Here is a 15,223-nt window from a genome sequence, read left to right as displayed (position 1 = left end):
CTCTTTAATTTAAGGTGATAGGTAATCTGACAATCATTGTCGTCCCGTATCCAAGCTCACTCTCGACTTCAATTTCTCCTCGATGTAGCGAGACGATTTGCTTTACGATAGCAAGCCCCATCCCACTGCCTTCATACTTATGACTATGGGAACGATCAGCCTTGAAAAACCGTTCGAATATACGTTGCTGATTCTCTAAAGAAATCCCAATGCCTCTATCCGCTATTCGGACTGTCACATGATTTGCACTATGCTTCATGCTGATCTCAATCGTATCATTAGCACTTGAAAATTTAATACTATTCGTAAGAATATTTGTCCATACCTGATGTAATTGATCGTAATCAGCCATGAGGCGAACAGCCTTCAACTGAAGCTCAAAATCAATATTACGAGAGGACCATTGAGGCTGGAGGGAGACTATGACACGTCTAATTTGTTCATCTAGACTGAACGTATCGAGAAGCATTGGCTGTGTCTTTGATTCTAGTAAGCTCAGCTTTAAAAGACTATCACTCATCTTAGACATTCGATTGGCCTCTGAAATGATGATATCAAGATAACGGCGTTTCTCGTCATCCGTTACATCGACTTGTTTCAGTGCTAATGCGTAACCAGAAATGGAGGTAAGTGGAGATTGCACCTCATGAGACACATTTGATACAAAATCCCTCCTCATTTGCTCTAGCTGCTGTAACTCCTCCGCCATGTCTTCAAAGCTTTTAGCCAACGTACCTAACTCCCCCGATTGCTTAATATTTAATTCGACATTGAAATCACCACCAGCAATATGTTTAGTTGCTTGTGTTAGTTTTTTGATTGGCTTGACTAAAAACATCGCTGCAACTAAAAACACAACGCTTCCAATAACAAGGGCATAAGTAGCAAAATTCAAAATCAACTTAATGGAAAAAGAGGTTGAAGGTAAAGAAATCGTTTGGATAAACATCGCTCTAGTTCCCATTTCTGTTGTTAGAGGTATGCCGACAAATATTGATGAAATACCACTTGGAATTACTTGAATGACCTCTCCATCCAGTACAGCTTGTACTTGTTCCATTGTTACAGGGGCTAACTGATTGCCATGAAGCTTTCCGTAAGACGTAAACTGCCCTGTTTCTTCATAAATGCGAATATGATAGGATTCAAGCTGATGCATATCACGTATAAAACGATCTGCTTCATGATATGGCAATGTGTCAAAAATTTGTACCATGTCTTGTCCAAAATTTAGTAAGGGAATTTGTAAGCTTTCATTTAATTTATCTTTAAATACCCATGTTGCCATGAAAAAAGAGATAACAGTTCCCCCAATGACAGCAACTAGAAAGATTAAAACGACGCGTGTATATAAAGATTTAATCATTCCTCAACCTCAAGCCTATAGCCCAGACCCCTTATTGTATCGATATGAAAATCAGTGATGGTGTTGAAGCGCTCACGCAGGCGCTTAATATGTACATCGATGGTTCGATTATCTCCCACATAATCAATCCCCCAAATTTGGTCGATCAGTTGTTCTCTTGTATAGACTTGTCCAGGTGTTTCTGCAAGCTTATATAATAATTCAAATTCCTTGAGTGGTAGTGAAATAACATCTTTTCCTCTCATTACTTTATAGGTCTGACGGTCCAACGTGACTTGACCAAGTTGAATGGTCTGCGAATGGCCAATTCTGTAGCGCTTTAAAAGTGCCTTTACACGTACAGTTAGCTCTAACGGATCAAATGGCTTTGTTAAATAATCATCCGTTCCAAGCTCAAAGCCCTTCACTTTTTCCCATGTCTCCCCTCTTGCAGTCAGCATCAGTAGAGGAAGATCCATATTCATTTTGCGGAGCTCCTTACATAGTGTCCAGCCATCCATCGTTGGCATCATAATATCCAGTACAACAAGATCAATAGGTGCTGAGCCGTAGATGGCTAATGCTTCTTTACCATCTCCTGCCTCCATTGTAGTGAACCCGTCTTTGCGCAGAAAAAGGCAAACAAGTTCACGAATGTTCGCATCGTCATCCGCAACAAGTATCGTTGGCATACATTCGTTCCCCTCTTTTCGAATCTATTATTCACCCACATTATACTATATAATTTCTTTACTTCTCCCCTACCACACCTCACGATTAATTGCTGTGTCCTAAAAGTAAAAAACCACTTCCTAAAAAAACATAAAGGAAGTGGTTCTAATCAAGCAATTAGCTTTGCAAACCATGCAACGTAATGAGCCCCTGGAATCAATAATAACTGTGCCACAATGGTTCCTAAAAATCTGGAAAACATCATCATAACAGACATTCTTTTTAGGTCTAGATAGCTTCCTCTCTTATTGATCACATCATCTGCTAGAATGGATATTTTCGGGTCAATAAATAGGATTAATAGTATCGTTGCAATGCCATTAATTAATCCAGATGCCATAACAGCAGTAGTCTTTAATTCTGGTACTAATAATGTGGCATACAATGCAGATAAAACGCCAATCGTATAGATAGCTGTAATGACAATATTGATGACAAATAATTTAATCGGTATATCCTGTAGACGAATGCCTTTTAAATAACTAAAATTTGGTGTATGAATATGCTTAATCCCCCGTCTTACATAGTCAAATGTAAAGCCCTTTTTCAATAAAGACGGGATTGAACCTCTTTCCTCAGCCAAATGAACGATAGCCCTTGAAAAAATGGCTACAAAGGTGGGGATAAGTAAGATTCCTACTATTGTTCCAAGCGAAGCCGCTCCAATAATTAGTCGAAATTGATGCTCTACAAATGTCATCGCATTAACCGTAGGGGCTGTATCAACAAGGCTCCCTGTAAATGGTTGTTGCATCATATTTGCTAACCTCGACACCATGACCATTACATTAAAAAGAGATAAAGCCGATGCTAGTAATTTGACACGTGCTCCTGATAAACGTACGGCATAGGCAAGCGTTTCAATCGCATGAATGATTAAAATAAATAAAGCAATCATGATTAATTTTTCTGTTATTAAATCCACATATGTACCTACTCTTCGCTTTCTAACGATTTAATATTGTAACGCTTATTCAATAAAATAGTTCCAATTGAAAAAATGTGATGTCAACGGTAGAAAATGCAATTTTAAAAGGCGAGGGTTTGATTTCGTTCCGCCAGTGTCCTTTCCAGGGCGTTCGCTTTAGGGGTCTCCTCTGTGTTGCTGACTCCTCTCCAATCAACCATTCTACAAAAGTGTCTTTTCCTCTTTCATACTGGCAGTAGTGAGAAGTGATGAGTGACTACCCTCGCCATAAAGAGTAGTGAACACCTTTGTTTTATTCGATAAATTTTTCTAAAAAAGAAACATTTTAATGGGTTGGAGTGGAAGGCTACTTGAATCTTCTGGGATAGCGATACAGGTAAACCTCTAAACGGAGCTGTGTTCGCCAAAGAGGAAAGCAAGTGACCTGCACGGAAATCCATTTTTACCTTTTACAACAATTCTATTGATGGTTTTGTTTTTCAACACTATGAAAAAACTTACCCTAAGAAAGGGTAAGTTTTTGTTACTTCTATAGTTGCTTTACCAACAATTTTAATCGATCATCCTGTGACATCTCTTCCGTCAGCAGCGATGCTCCATCCACCCCAAGATAATCATGCGGATTCCACCAAGCACGTAAAGAATCTTCCCCGAAGTCATTCTTTTTAGCGCTAGAATGATGACGAATAACGGTTTCCTCAAAAGATAAATCAAAATAATAAGTATTGGCCTTCTGATCATAGAAGTGGATTAAATCTTTTAACATAGCTCCATAACGACTGGTATGTAATATTCCTTCTACAATGACAACTTCACAACGACCTTTACCATACTCTGCGATTTGACGAATTAATTCAATAGAAAGATTGCCTTCTCGATAAATGCACCTTTAACATATCACGTCGGACAACATCTTGCGCAATCAAAAGGTACCATGTCCAAGATGATGAGATTCCCTTTTTTCTCCTTCTCTTTTTTAGGCTCTTCTAGACCAAATGACAACAGGAATTAATACTAACGACAATAGCCCTCCTGCTAAGGACAACACTGCATAGCTTGAATTCGCTACTACCATACCTGATAGCGCACCACCTGATGCACCTGCCAATGCCACAAAGACATCCATTTTCCCCTGTGTTTTTGCACGGGTAGAAGGCTCCGTCGCATCAACAATTTGAGCAGTTCCACTAATTAAGCCGAAGTTCCAACCTAATCCCAGTAAAGAAAGTGCCACAATGAGTAACACCATGGAATCGCTTGGTGCAAATGCAGCCACTACGCCCGCGAGCAGCAGCGTAATACCTGAAGCAATACTCATTGCCGTACGTCCGATTTTATCAACAAGCATACCTGTGACGAGTGATGGCAGATACATAGCACCTACATGAAACCCTATCACAATACCAACCTCAGCTAATCCATGTCCATGATGTTTCATATGTACAGGTGTCATTGTCATGATGGCCACCATGACAATTTGTGTTAGGACCATAACTGTTGCTCCTACCGCTAGGCCTCTTTTATTGCTTGATATAGGCATGGATGGTGTTTGATTTTCTTTGTTCATTTTTTGCTTATGTGCCTCTATGGCTTTCGCTATTTCTAGAGGGTCAGGACGCAACATAGTAAACAATACAAGCCCCGCCATAATAAAGGCCAAAGCAGATAATAGAAATGGTCCCGCTAGAGCTGGAATACCGATAGACAGGGCCACTTTTCCCATCCATTCTACTAAATTTGGACCTAAAACAGCACCAAACGTGGTCATAAGCATGGTTGTACTGATTGCTGTAGCACGTTGCTTATTATTGGCTAAATCTGTCCCGGCATAGCGTGCCTGTAAATTAGTTGCCGTACCAGCTCCATAGATTAATAAAGAGGCAAACAATAACACAATACTATTTATTAAAGTAGCAAGGACTACACCTATTGCACCGAGTCCACCCACTATAAAACCCGTTGATAAGCCTATGCGGCGACCATAACGTTGTGATAGTTTTCCTACAATGAAAGCTGCAACCGCAGAGCCTAATGTAAATAATGCAGAGGGTACACCCGCATAGGCATCCGTTCCAAGCATTTGTTGTGCCAGTAGAGCGCCTACAGTAATACCCGCTGCAAGTCCAGCTCCACCAAAAATTTGGGATAAGCTAACAACTATCAATACACGCCTATATAGGTTTTTTAGTTTTTCTGGTGACTCAATATAGGACGCAATTGACTCTTGAGATTTTTCAACCATTTTTCAACCTTCTTTCCATTAATCTTTATCAGAGCTACAAACACTTCATTTATTTTCAGTTAAACTTTGCCATTCTAAAACGCCCTCTTCTAATCGAAAAGCATTCATGCCTTTTGCTTTCAACATTTTTACAGCTTGTGCTGACAATAAGCAGTAGGGGCCTCTACAATAAGCCACAATGTCAAAATGGGTTGGCAATGAAGATAGTTGTTCCTCTAACTCTTCAATTGGAATCGAAACAGCTCCAGGAATATGTGCTTTTTCAAACTCTTCTTTTGGACGAACATCTAGTAATAAAACCTCCCCCTTTTCCATTCGAGTAATAAGCTCGGTAAGTGTTACTCCCTCTATACCAAGGTGCTCATTAAAAAATGCTTCTTTTATTTGCTGAACCTGAATCAATTGCTTTTCAGATAATGCATGTAATGTCGTTAAAAAATCAGAAATCACATCATCTGCTAATTCATAAATAACAAAATTACCTTCTTTTGTGAATTTTACTAATCGGGCGTTCAAAAGTGTTTGTAAATGTTGAGATACATTCGCAACTGACATGTCGGTGTTCTTGGCTAATGCCTCAACAGACTTCGGACCTTGAGAAAGTATATCAAGAATCTCCAATCGCTTAGGACTAGATAAACTTTTTCCTATCCTAGCGAATTCTTGATATAACAAATCCTTTAAATTACGCTCATTCATTAATACTAACCCCCTTACAACTATTCAATTAATTTATTGAATAGTTGAATGATAATGTTTTATTTTACCATTGTCAATCGATTGATACACATCTACATTTTTATGCACAAATAAAACATGCTTCCAAAGAAACATGTTCTACCTTTTTAATTGATTGAATGTGCATGCATAACGACTTTCTTTTTCTTAGCGTAAAATAAGAAAGTAGTGGTTAAACTTAAGCTTATGATTCCGAAAACAAGTCCCATACCACTTAAACCAATTAAATCTAGCATCATGCCTGTCGATAAAAGCACGACTTGAAAGACGACTGAATCAATCATGTTGCGGAATGAGAAAAAGCGTCCATGGAACTGTTTGGGTACTTGCTTTTGGAAGATTACCATTGTTGTTGGGAAAAAACAGCCAACTGAAAAGCCAAAAACGCCAAATGCCACTAAAGCGAAAAATGGAATATCTGCCAGTAATAATAGTAGCTCCATTGAGCCGATAATAAAGGCTAATGAAAAAAGCAGAGTACCCATTTGTACACGGTCAGCAATCATTTTTAAACCAGCTGCACCAAGCATAAATCCGAGACCTTCCACCGTATACAATAATCCTGAAATTGTGGTAGATTGATGAATTTCAGCTATTTTCATAATTACTAAATTAAAAGAGCCTAAAAATAATGTAGGTATTAACATTAAGACAAGGGTCATCAAGACGACTGGATGCTCTTTGACCATCGGTAACACTTCTTTAAAATTCCCTTTTTCTTTGTTTGTCATCGTTTCAGTAGATGCTTCATCCAATTGCAATAGACTAGTAATGACAAACATACCTAAATAGACAATAAATGAAATAATATATAACCATTTTAACTCAAAAAAACTGAGCATAAATCCGGCAGCGGCTGTACCGACGATCCTTGAAATGGTTCTCGCATTCATTTGCCAAGCATTTAATGTAATTAAATCCTGTTCCTTCGCAATCATGGGAATAATAGATTGCAAGGCAGGCATATAAAATGCTGCTGCTATTTGCAGTGTGATTAAAAATAGAATCATCCAAATGACAGAATTAGTATAAAGTGCGATAAACATAAATAAAACACTGATGATGCGTCCGATACTCGCCAACTGGACAACCGTTTTTTTCTTCGATTGGTCAATGATACGCCCTGCCATTGGACCAACGACTAAGCCTGCTAAAATACCACAAGAAATAATTAATGATTTGTGAAAGTCAGAAGGTACTACCTCTTGCATAAAGGCTAAATTGCCAATAATGCCAGCCCATAAGCCGAGACCTACGACAAATTCACCTAATAAAATAATCCATACGTTTCGATTTCTCCACATGCTGTTCTCCTTGTTGCTATCATAAAATTTATCGTAACAAAATTTTAAATATTCGTACATAAAAATATAGAAAAATTTGCTAGATGCTATGCTACACTTTCTCTTTCTAGTTTATCTTAACGAGTATACTATTTTTCCTAGAAGGAGTACTCATTCAAAAGTTTGAACTTGCCCCCAATAGAAAAAACATCGTTTGATGAGCGTATCAAACGATGTTTTTCGTTAAGAGGTTTCTAGTTTATGAACAAGTGCTTTCTTTCTACGCTCAACGATTTTTTGACAGATGAACGTCATGCAAAAAATGAAGCCGACTGTTGTCGCCATCATACCTGCTATAGAGGTATCCCAGAATTTCGCTAAATAATAGCCAATGACGGAAGCAGCAGCTCCAAAGAGCATACTATAGACAAACATTTGCTTAATCGTCTTGCTGATTAAATAGGAAGTTGCAGCTGGTCCAATTAACATGGCAACCACTAAAATGGCCCCTACACTATCAAAAGCTGCCACTGTTGTAAACGAAATCGATGTCATAAAGCCATAATGAAGAAAGACAACGGGAATTCCAATGGTTGCTGCATAAACAGGGTCAAACGTCGCAAGCTTCATTTCTTTAAAGAAAAGAAGTAGGAACCCAATATTAATGACGAGGACGAGCAAGAGCATCCATACTGCCTTAGGCATTGCTAGCCCAAGCAATGTCCATTTATCCCAAGGAACAAAAGCAATTTCTCCCATTAAAACATGCTCAACATCTAAGTGCACATTGCCTGCAAATAAGGTGATAAGGAGAACACCTGCTGCAAACAGAGATGTAAACACTACGCCTATCGCTGCGTCTTCTTGAATACCAGAAGAATGTAATAATTGCACAAGATAGGCTGTTAAAATTCCTGCAAACGCAGCACCTACCAACATCCAAAAACCATTCAACGTTTGGGTAATAAGGTAAGCCATCACAATGCCAAAGAGCACTGTATGACTGATCGCATCTGCAATCATGGACATTCTACGCAAGATGAGGAAGACACCTGCAATTCCACAAGTTATCCCAACTAACAGTCCCGTGAATACAACCCAAAATTCAATCATCTTACATCACCCTGCTTTCGAAATTGCATTTTCCTACGATATTTACTAATTTGACCAGTTGGACTTATAAAATACGAAATAAAGAATATACCTGCTGCCACTAAGACAATTATCGGACCCGTCGATAACCCTGTTCGAATTGCACTAATAAAGGTTCCTGTTATGCCAGCGATACCTCCAATCGCAGCACTTAAAATGAGCATTGTGCTCAATTTTTTTGTCCATAGCTTGGCACTGGCAGCAGGAATAATTAATAGAGCTGACATTAAAATAACGCCAACAGCTTGTATACCTGTAACAATTGTCATAACAATTAAAACCGTTAATGTTGCCTTTAAAGCCTCTATCGGTAAGCCAATCCCTTTTGCATAAACAGGATCAAAGATCAGTAGCTTCCATTCCTTATAAAGCAAGAGACTAACTACAATAATGATGGTTGCACTAATAAAGAGCCACATTAAATCTGCCTTGGTCATCGTCGCTGCTTTACCGAAGATAAAATTATTCAGACCGCTCTGATTCCCCAGTGGGCTACGGTTGACCACTGTTAAAAATACAACACCCACACCAAAAAATACAGTGAGGACTAATCCAATGGCAGCGTCAGCCTTCATTTTTGAAAATGACACAATCCATTGAATACAATACACAGATAATGCAGATGTAATGCCTGCTCCTAGCATTAAAATCGGCAATTCCTTTTGACCTGTTAGCAGGAACGCAAGGGCAATGCCTGGTAATGCTGCATGCGCAGCAGCATCCCCAACTAGACTTTGTTTTTGTAAGAAGGAGAACGTGCCTGTGATACCTGCTGCAATGCCAAGTAACATCGTTCCACTCAGTACCCACAATAAGTTACCGCTTAACATTATGTCCCTCCTTACACATGCTGCATCATGAAAAGTTTACCACCATATGTTTTTTGTAATTGCTCTGGTGTAAAAACATCTTCTGTTGCGCCTGATGCTAAAATCGTTTTGTTTAATAGAATCGTATAGTCAAAATATTCTTTAACGGTTTGAAGATCGTGATGCACAACAAAAATACTTTTTCCCTGTGCCTTTAAATCCTTTAAAATATCAATAATCGTTTTTTCTGTCGCAGCATCTACTCCTGCAAATGGTTCATCTAAAAAATAGATATCTGCATTTTGTGCAAGGGCTCTAGCCAGGAATACACGCTGTTGCTGACCTCCTGAAAGCTGCCCGATGGAACGCTCTGCAAAATCCTGCATCCCAACACTTGCTAAAGCTTGTCGAGCAACAATTTTATCCTGCCTAGACGGTCTTTTAAATAAACCTGTATGGCCATAACGCCCCATGAGCACCACATCCAACGCATTTGTTGGGAAATCCCAATCCACCGCATTACGCTGAGGAACATAGCCTACTACTAAACTCTTTGGTTCAAACACCTTCCCTAAAATTTCTACCTTTCCTACTTTATTGGGAAGCTGATTTAAAATGGCCTTTAAAAATGTGGATTTCCCTGCACCATTTGGGCCAATAATGGCAGCTAGATGACCTGTAGGCACTGTTACACAGGCATTTTCTAATACTGTTTTTTTATCATACGCCACCGATAGATTTTCCACTGTTAATGCATACATATTCTTCACCTACTTTAATGCATCGACGATCGTGTCGATGTTATGTTGATACATACCTACATACGTACCTTCTGTTGTTCCTTCAGCTCCCATAGCATCGGAGAATAATTCTCCACCGATGACAATGTCGTGGCCTTTCTCCTTAGCCCCTTCAATAACAGCTTTCATCGCCTTATCGGACACACTGGATTCTATAAAAAGAGCCTTAATCTTATTTTCTACTAAGAAATCAACCATCTCCTGAACATCTTTCACTCCATACTCTGAATCCGTACTCAGCCCTTGCAAGCCACGTACTTCAAATGCCTGACTTCTGCCAAAATAATTGAATGCATCATGAGCGGTTACTAATATTCTTTGTTGCTGTGGTATTTCATTCACCCGCTTTTCTGCGTAGCTTTGTAAATCATCCAGCTTTTTCAAGTAAGCTGCTTCATTTGTTTGAAAATCTGCTTTAAATTCAGGGTATTCTTCCTGAAGCTGCGTACTGATTGCCTTGACAACACCTTTCCAAAGCTCAATATCAAACCAAATATGTGGATCATGGAGCATGGCATCCGTATCACTGGCAAGCAGTTGTTTTTCATCTAATGTCTCGCCCACTGCCAAGACCGTTTTATCCTTCGCCATTTGTTCAAATATATCGAGCATTTGTCCTTCTAAATGTAAGCCATTATAAAAAATGACTTCTGCTTTATCCAATTTTGATAAATCACTTTGAGTCGCCTTGTAGAGATGGGGATCTACACCTGGACCCATTAATGCTGATACCTGTAAATGATCACCACTGATTTCTTTTATCGCATCTGCAATTTGTCCAGTGGTTGCAACCACAATACCTTCTTTTTCACCCTCTGTTTCTGCTGAACAGCCTAATAATAGAAATGAGAGTGATAATACCATCACACCTAACCATTGTTTCATTTTCCTACCTCGACTTTCTCTTTTTTAAGCAATTGTTTGAAAAAAGTGCCTAAACAACGAAGTAACCAATCGGCGGACAAGCCGTAAATTGTTTGTCATGCCCGCCCCTAGTAGTATTCAACTTCAATCTCCTAACTTTTTCCATACAATACCTTAATTTATATTCATTTTCCTGATAAGCTGGCGCCAGCTCATCCAGAAAAGTATTAACATCATACCTGCGCCTACTGAATCGGTCAGTTTCCATACGATTGCTAAAATAATTAAAATGGCCATTGGAAGAATCGTCAGCTTGAAATCACCTAAATCTTTCATTCACGCACTCTTCTTTCTTTGGAGATATTTTGTTTCCCTTAGGAAAAATATATGCTTAATACAAATAAAATTCAACTACTTTATGAAAATTTCTTTTAAAAAATTTTTTTCTTACACAAAAATTAGTTTAGCCCAAACAAAAAAATCCCTAATGCAGACATTAGAGATTCTTTTATAAAAATACATATATTTATTTTAATATACTTTCATTCTTCTTTTTCCAGCGGCTTTCCTATAAATTCAAATGCATAAATATGTGTTTTCGTTAATTCAATAATGTCCTTGATTAAAGCTTCTTCTGATTTTTCATAACCGCTTGCAATCCATTGCATCATCAATCCATAAAAGCCGTAGGAAGTATAATGCTTGAACATGTTCATGTTGACAGGCTGCTGATTGATTGTCTCAAATTTAAATTGCTCTTGATAAATTTTTGTAATCGTTAAGGGCATACGGGTGTGCAACCCAGGAATCGTATCTTCCACATTCAGCAGCTCGAAAAACTGACGGTGCTTATAAATGTAATGAATAATATTAAAGGATGGTGCTTTCAATTTTGTCGTATATACCTTTTCACCATATAGATAGGGTTCACCTACTGCCACTTCCAGACCACTCAGCATTTGTTCTAGTAAATTCTCTGCTAGTTCAAATTTATCTTGAAAATGCACATAAAAGGTACTACGGTTATAGCCCGCTCGTTCTACAATATCTTTCACTGTAATGGCTTGAAAACCATGCTGTTTCATTAACTCGACAAACGCTTCATAAAAATGACGGCGGGTTCTTTCTTGTCTTTGTGTCCATTTTGGCAATTTTACTTCCCCCTTTTAGACATTTCAGGCACATATGTCTACTAGTTAGATATTTACTACGACATTAATGATTGTTTCCGTTTTCAGGCGTTTTACAATAAAAGTACACCGTGATTTACACAGTGTGCAAGAAAAAAGATTGTTTAAGGGAGTGTCATGTATGGGGAAATTACAAGATAAAGTCGCAATTATTACAGGTGGTGCTTCTGGTATCGGTGCTGCAACAGCCCAATTATTTGTAGCAGAGGGAGCAAAAGTGGTGCTTGTGGACCTAAACGAGGAAAAAGGCCAAGCATTTGCAGCTGAACTACAGGCAACAGGAGCAGAAGCCATGTTTATCAAAGCAAACGTAACGGATGAACAGGAAGTAGCAGCTATTTATCAAACAACTATTGAGGCATTTGGCAAAGTCGATGTCCTTTTTAATAATGCAGGAATTGGACGTGTTACGCCAACTGAGGAGCTTCCTTATGCGGAATGGCGTCAAACTGTAAATGTAGACTTAGATGGTGTATTTTTAATGGCACAGGCTGCCATCAAAGAAATGCTAAAAGCGAATGGTGGAACAATCGTTAATACAGCTTCAATGTATGGTTGGGTTGGCTCGCCAGGATCAGCTGCTTATAATGCAGCAAAAGGTGGCGTGATTAATTTAACACGTTCATTAGCATTGGAATTTGCTACGCGGGGGATTCGTGTCAATGCCCTATGTCCAGGCTTTATTGATACACCAATTATCCCGGAAGAAAGTAAGGAGCCATTACGTCAGATCACACCTATGCAACGACTAGGACAACCAGAGGAAATGGCGAAAGCTGTTTTATTTATGGCATGTGAAGATTCAACGTTTATGACAGGGAACACATTAACAGTAGATGGTGGCTACACAGCCCAATAACGACGTTTAAAATAATCGCTACCCAACAAAGGGCAGCGATTATTTTTTCACTAGAAAAATTTGCAGTTTTTATCCATTTCCTGCAAACTATTACTAAAGCGAGCAAGAAAGGATGAAGACAACAAATGAAAAAAGTAATAGGTACATTATTATTTTCTATTCTGATAATAGCTAGTGCAGGCAATGTACAAGCTGCTGGCTTTCGGGACGTATCAAAGGATCATTATGCCTATGAAGCTATTTTATGGGCAGAAGAATATGATATTGTTAACGGCTTTACAGACGGTACATTTAAACCGAATGCTTCCATTACGGAACAGCAATTAGCAAAACTATTAGCCAATTTTTATGAGCTCGAAACGCCCATCGACGAATTAAAAAAGCAAACTCCTTCGGCAAACTGGTCGGATGAATTCTATAACCAGCTCGCAAGCTATGGGGTGCCTTTAAATGGCTATTTCGACAACCGAATCCGAGCGGCTACTGTGAAGCGCGGTGTAGTGGCACAGGCTATTGCTCATTTAGCTAGCGGTAAGAAGGGCTTAAATCAATCTATTCAATTTTTACTTGATACCTATATTTCTTCCGGGCTAAATCCACAGTACGAAGAGCGAAATTTACAAAAGTTTTATGGCGTGACAAACAACATGACCCGTGCGCAAGTTGTCACGATGCTCTATCGTATGGACGAACGAAATTATTATGAAATTTCAGCGGATGCACAAGCAATTCATGAGAATGCCAACAACGTATCTTTAAATAGTAGGGCAAAAAATGCTCAAAATCAGCTCGACAAATCATTACAACAGGCTACTCCTAGTAAAAGCGCATGGGAAGGTGTGTATACCTATTACTATAAATGGGGTAAGGGTACAAATGAGTTTAACCGCCGTGATGCTATAATCTCCAATGCCACAAACAAGAGCTTTTCTATTGCTTTAACGGCGAATGATGGCTCCGCTTCAGGTAGTGTAAATGGCACAGCCACAATTACAAGCAACATGAAAGCCCTCATGAATACATCCTCGAATGGCAATCGTTGTGTCGTCGAGTTTGAACGTTTATCCAATAATGCCCTAAAGGTGTCCGAGATTGATTGTCGTGCTGAACGTAATGAAGGCACCAATTTTTCGGGTACCCTCAAGCAGCAATAATTTGTAACAGAGTCTGATTCATTCAGGCTCTTTTTTCATCCTTAAAAGCTTCATAGCTATGTTTGGCGATGGCAATAAAATCTTCGAGACAGGGATGCATATGCTTATCTTTATGCCATGCAATATCTGTATAAATCGGCGCTAAATCAACTGTGGACGGTACTTCCATTAATTGCCCACTTTCCAGCTCCTTCTCTACAACCATTTTAGGTAAAAATGTAATACCTAACCCTGCCATCACACATTGCTTGATCGCTTCAATACTGGCGAATTCAATCATTTGTAAGGGCTTGACACCCTCTTGCTGTAGCTGTGCCTCTAAATGATTACGATAGGAGCACCCTGTTTCTGTTAACAGCATCGTTTCAGTTGAAATTTGTTGAGCCGATAGAGGCTGACTAATTTCTTTGGGGGCACTCACAAAAACAAGCTGTTCCTGAATCAATCGCTCTCGCTTGAGCATGGCAGTTTCCTGATAAGTGTCCGTTATCAATGCAATATCAAGTTTACCAGCTTGTAATAAATCCTTTGCAATAGCTGTTGTATGCACAGGCTTGAAAATGATTTTCACTTGCGGGTGTGCTTGTTGAAATTGCTGTAAAATACTTGGTAGTCGATAGACACACTGACTTTCTTGAGCCCCAATTTTTAAGACGATTTGTTCGGGCTCAGTGGACATAGCTTTTTTCAAATCACGATCTAGCTCTAGCATTTTTTTGGCATACTGTTGTAGACGGTTACCTTCTTCTGTTAGGACAATACGTTTTCCTAGGCGCTCAAAAAGAATAACACCCAATTCCTGCTCTAATGTTTTAATTTGGGCAGTGATACTTGATTGAGCGTAGTCAAGAAGCTGTGCTGTCTGAGTAAAGCTTAAGGTCTCAGCTGCTGTTAAAAACGTCTGAAGTTGCTTCATATCCATTCACTCAAACCCCTTTTATTCAATTTTACCGAAACATTCATCTTTATCGATAGTGAATTTCAGTTTACACTAGTTAGTAGCTAAGTGACAGGGACACAGGCTTGCGAACAAAGCAATCGTGAAACGATGGAGCCAAGCCTGTTGCCATTAAAATTTAAATAAAAAAACTTATTTGGATCATAATAGATTCCAAATAAGTCTTTTT

At 38.9% G+C, this 15,223-nt stretch carries 16 protein-coding genes; 2 read left to right on the top strand and 14 right to left on the bottom strand.

Annotation, left to right across the window (positions count from 1 at the left end):
- Window positions 1–4: 4 nt before the first annotated feature.
- From HCH28_RS06660 to HCH28_RS06600, 13 genes are all read right to left on the bottom strand, one after another.
- Entirely contained in the window at window positions 5–1,366 is a 1,362-nt protein-coding gene (locus HCH28_RS06660; protein ID WP_221680307.1) for a sensor histidine kinase, read from the bottom strand.
- Complete coding sequence (locus HCH28_RS06655; RefSeq protein ID WP_221680306.1) at window positions 1,363–2,037, bottom strand: response regulator transcription factor; 675 nt, start codon at window positions 2,035–2,037, stop codon at window positions 1,363–1,365. The genes HCH28_RS06660 and HCH28_RS06655 overlap by 4 nt, the downstream gene beginning before the upstream one ends.
- 149 nt (window positions 2,038–2,186) lie before the next feature.
- A complete protein-coding gene (locus HCH28_RS06650) occupies window positions 2,187–2,975 on the bottom strand; it encodes a lipid II flippase Amj family protein (RefSeq protein ID WP_255600892.1) in 789 nt (262 codons plus the stop codon).
- Between the two features lie 559 nt (window positions 2,976–3,534).
- The gene (locus tag HCH28_RS06645; RefSeq protein ID WP_221680304.1) at window positions 3,535–3,771 is read right to left on the bottom strand and encodes a P-loop NTPase family protein; all 237 of its coding nucleotides are present in this window, start codon (window positions 3,769–3,771) and stop codon (window positions 3,535–3,537) included.
- A gap of 210 nt (window positions 3,772–3,981) precedes the next feature.
- The gene (locus HCH28_RS06640; protein ID WP_221680303.1) at window positions 3,982–5,247 is read right to left on the bottom strand and encodes an MFS transporter; all 1,266 of its coding nucleotides are present in this window, start codon (window positions 5,245–5,247) and stop codon (window positions 3,982–3,984) included.
- Window positions 5,248–5,292: 45 nt separating this feature from the next.
- Window positions 5,293–5,946: an ArsR/SmtB family transcription factor gene (locus HCH28_RS06635; RefSeq protein ID WP_221680302.1), complete on the bottom strand. Its 654-nt coding sequence runs from the start codon at window positions 5,944–5,946 to the stop codon at window positions 5,293–5,295.
- A 146-nt stretch (window positions 5,947–6,092) separates the two neighbouring features.
- Window positions 6,093–7,289, bottom strand: coding sequence for an MFS transporter (locus HCH28_RS06630; RefSeq protein WP_221680301.1), 1,197 nt, complete (start codon window positions 7,287–7,289; stop codon window positions 6,093–6,095).
- A gap of 222 nt (window positions 7,290–7,511) precedes the next feature.
- A complete protein-coding gene (locus tag HCH28_RS06625; RefSeq protein WP_221680300.1) occupies window positions 7,512–8,381 on the bottom strand; it encodes a metal ABC transporter permease in 870 nt (289 codons plus the stop codon).
- Entirely contained in the window at window positions 8,378–9,250 is an 873-nt protein-coding gene (locus HCH28_RS06620; protein ID WP_004230651.1) for a metal ABC transporter permease, read from the bottom strand. The genes HCH28_RS06625 and HCH28_RS06620 overlap by 4 nt, the downstream gene beginning before the upstream one ends.
- An 11-nt stretch (window positions 9,251–9,261) precedes the next feature.
- Window positions 9,262–9,990, bottom strand: coding sequence for a metal ABC transporter ATP-binding protein (locus tag HCH28_RS06615; protein WP_004230653.1), 729 nt, complete (start codon window positions 9,988–9,990; stop codon window positions 9,262–9,264).
- 9 nt (window positions 9,991–9,999) lie between these two features.
- Window positions 10,000–10,914: a metal ABC transporter solute-binding protein, Zn/Mn family gene (locus HCH28_RS06610; RefSeq protein ID WP_221680299.1), complete on the bottom strand. Its 915-nt coding sequence runs from the start codon at window positions 10,912–10,914 to the stop codon at window positions 10,000–10,002.
- A 153-nt stretch (window positions 10,915–11,067) separates the two neighbouring features.
- Window positions 11,068–11,229, bottom strand: a complete 162-nt coding sequence (locus HCH28_RS06605) for a hypothetical protein (RefSeq protein WP_004230657.1) — start codon at window positions 11,227–11,229, stop codon at window positions 11,068–11,070.
- Between the two features lie 206 nt (window positions 11,230–11,435).
- Window positions 11,436–12,044 (bottom strand): TetR/AcrR family transcriptional regulator, encoded by a 609-nt coding sequence (locus HCH28_RS06600; protein WP_221680298.1) that lies wholly within the window; start codon window positions 12,042–12,044, stop codon window positions 11,436–11,438.
- 160 nt (window positions 12,045–12,204) lie between these two features.
- Between HCH28_RS06600 and HCH28_RS06595 the strand changes: the two genes are divergently transcribed.
- The gene (locus HCH28_RS06595; RefSeq protein WP_221680297.1) at window positions 12,205–12,942 is read left to right on the top strand and encodes an SDR family NAD(P)-dependent oxidoreductase; all 738 of its coding nucleotides are present in this window, start codon (window positions 12,205–12,207) and stop codon (window positions 12,940–12,942) included.
- A gap of 125 nt (window positions 12,943–13,067) precedes the next feature.
- Window positions 13,068–14,096: an S-layer homology domain-containing protein gene (locus HCH28_RS06590; RefSeq protein WP_221680296.1), complete on the top strand. Its 1,029-nt coding sequence runs from the start codon at window positions 13,068–13,070 to the stop codon at window positions 14,094–14,096.
- 22 nt (window positions 14,097–14,118) lie between these two features.
- Here the strand turns inward: HCH28_RS06590 and HCH28_RS06585 are convergent, their stop codons facing one another.
- A complete protein-coding gene (locus HCH28_RS06585) occupies window positions 14,119–15,018 on the bottom strand; it encodes a LysR family transcriptional regulator (protein ID WP_221680295.1) in 900 nt (299 codons plus the stop codon).
- Window positions 15,019–15,223 lie beyond the last annotated feature (205 nt).

The organism is Lysinibacillus sp. K60, from assembly GCF_019731275.1.
Classification (GTDB): Bacteria; Bacillota; Bacilli; order Bacillales_A; family Planococcaceae; genus Lysinibacillus; species Lysinibacillus capsici.
The sequence above is the reverse complement of the archived record's forward strand: the minus strand, read 5'-3'. Positions and strand labels throughout refer to the sequence as shown.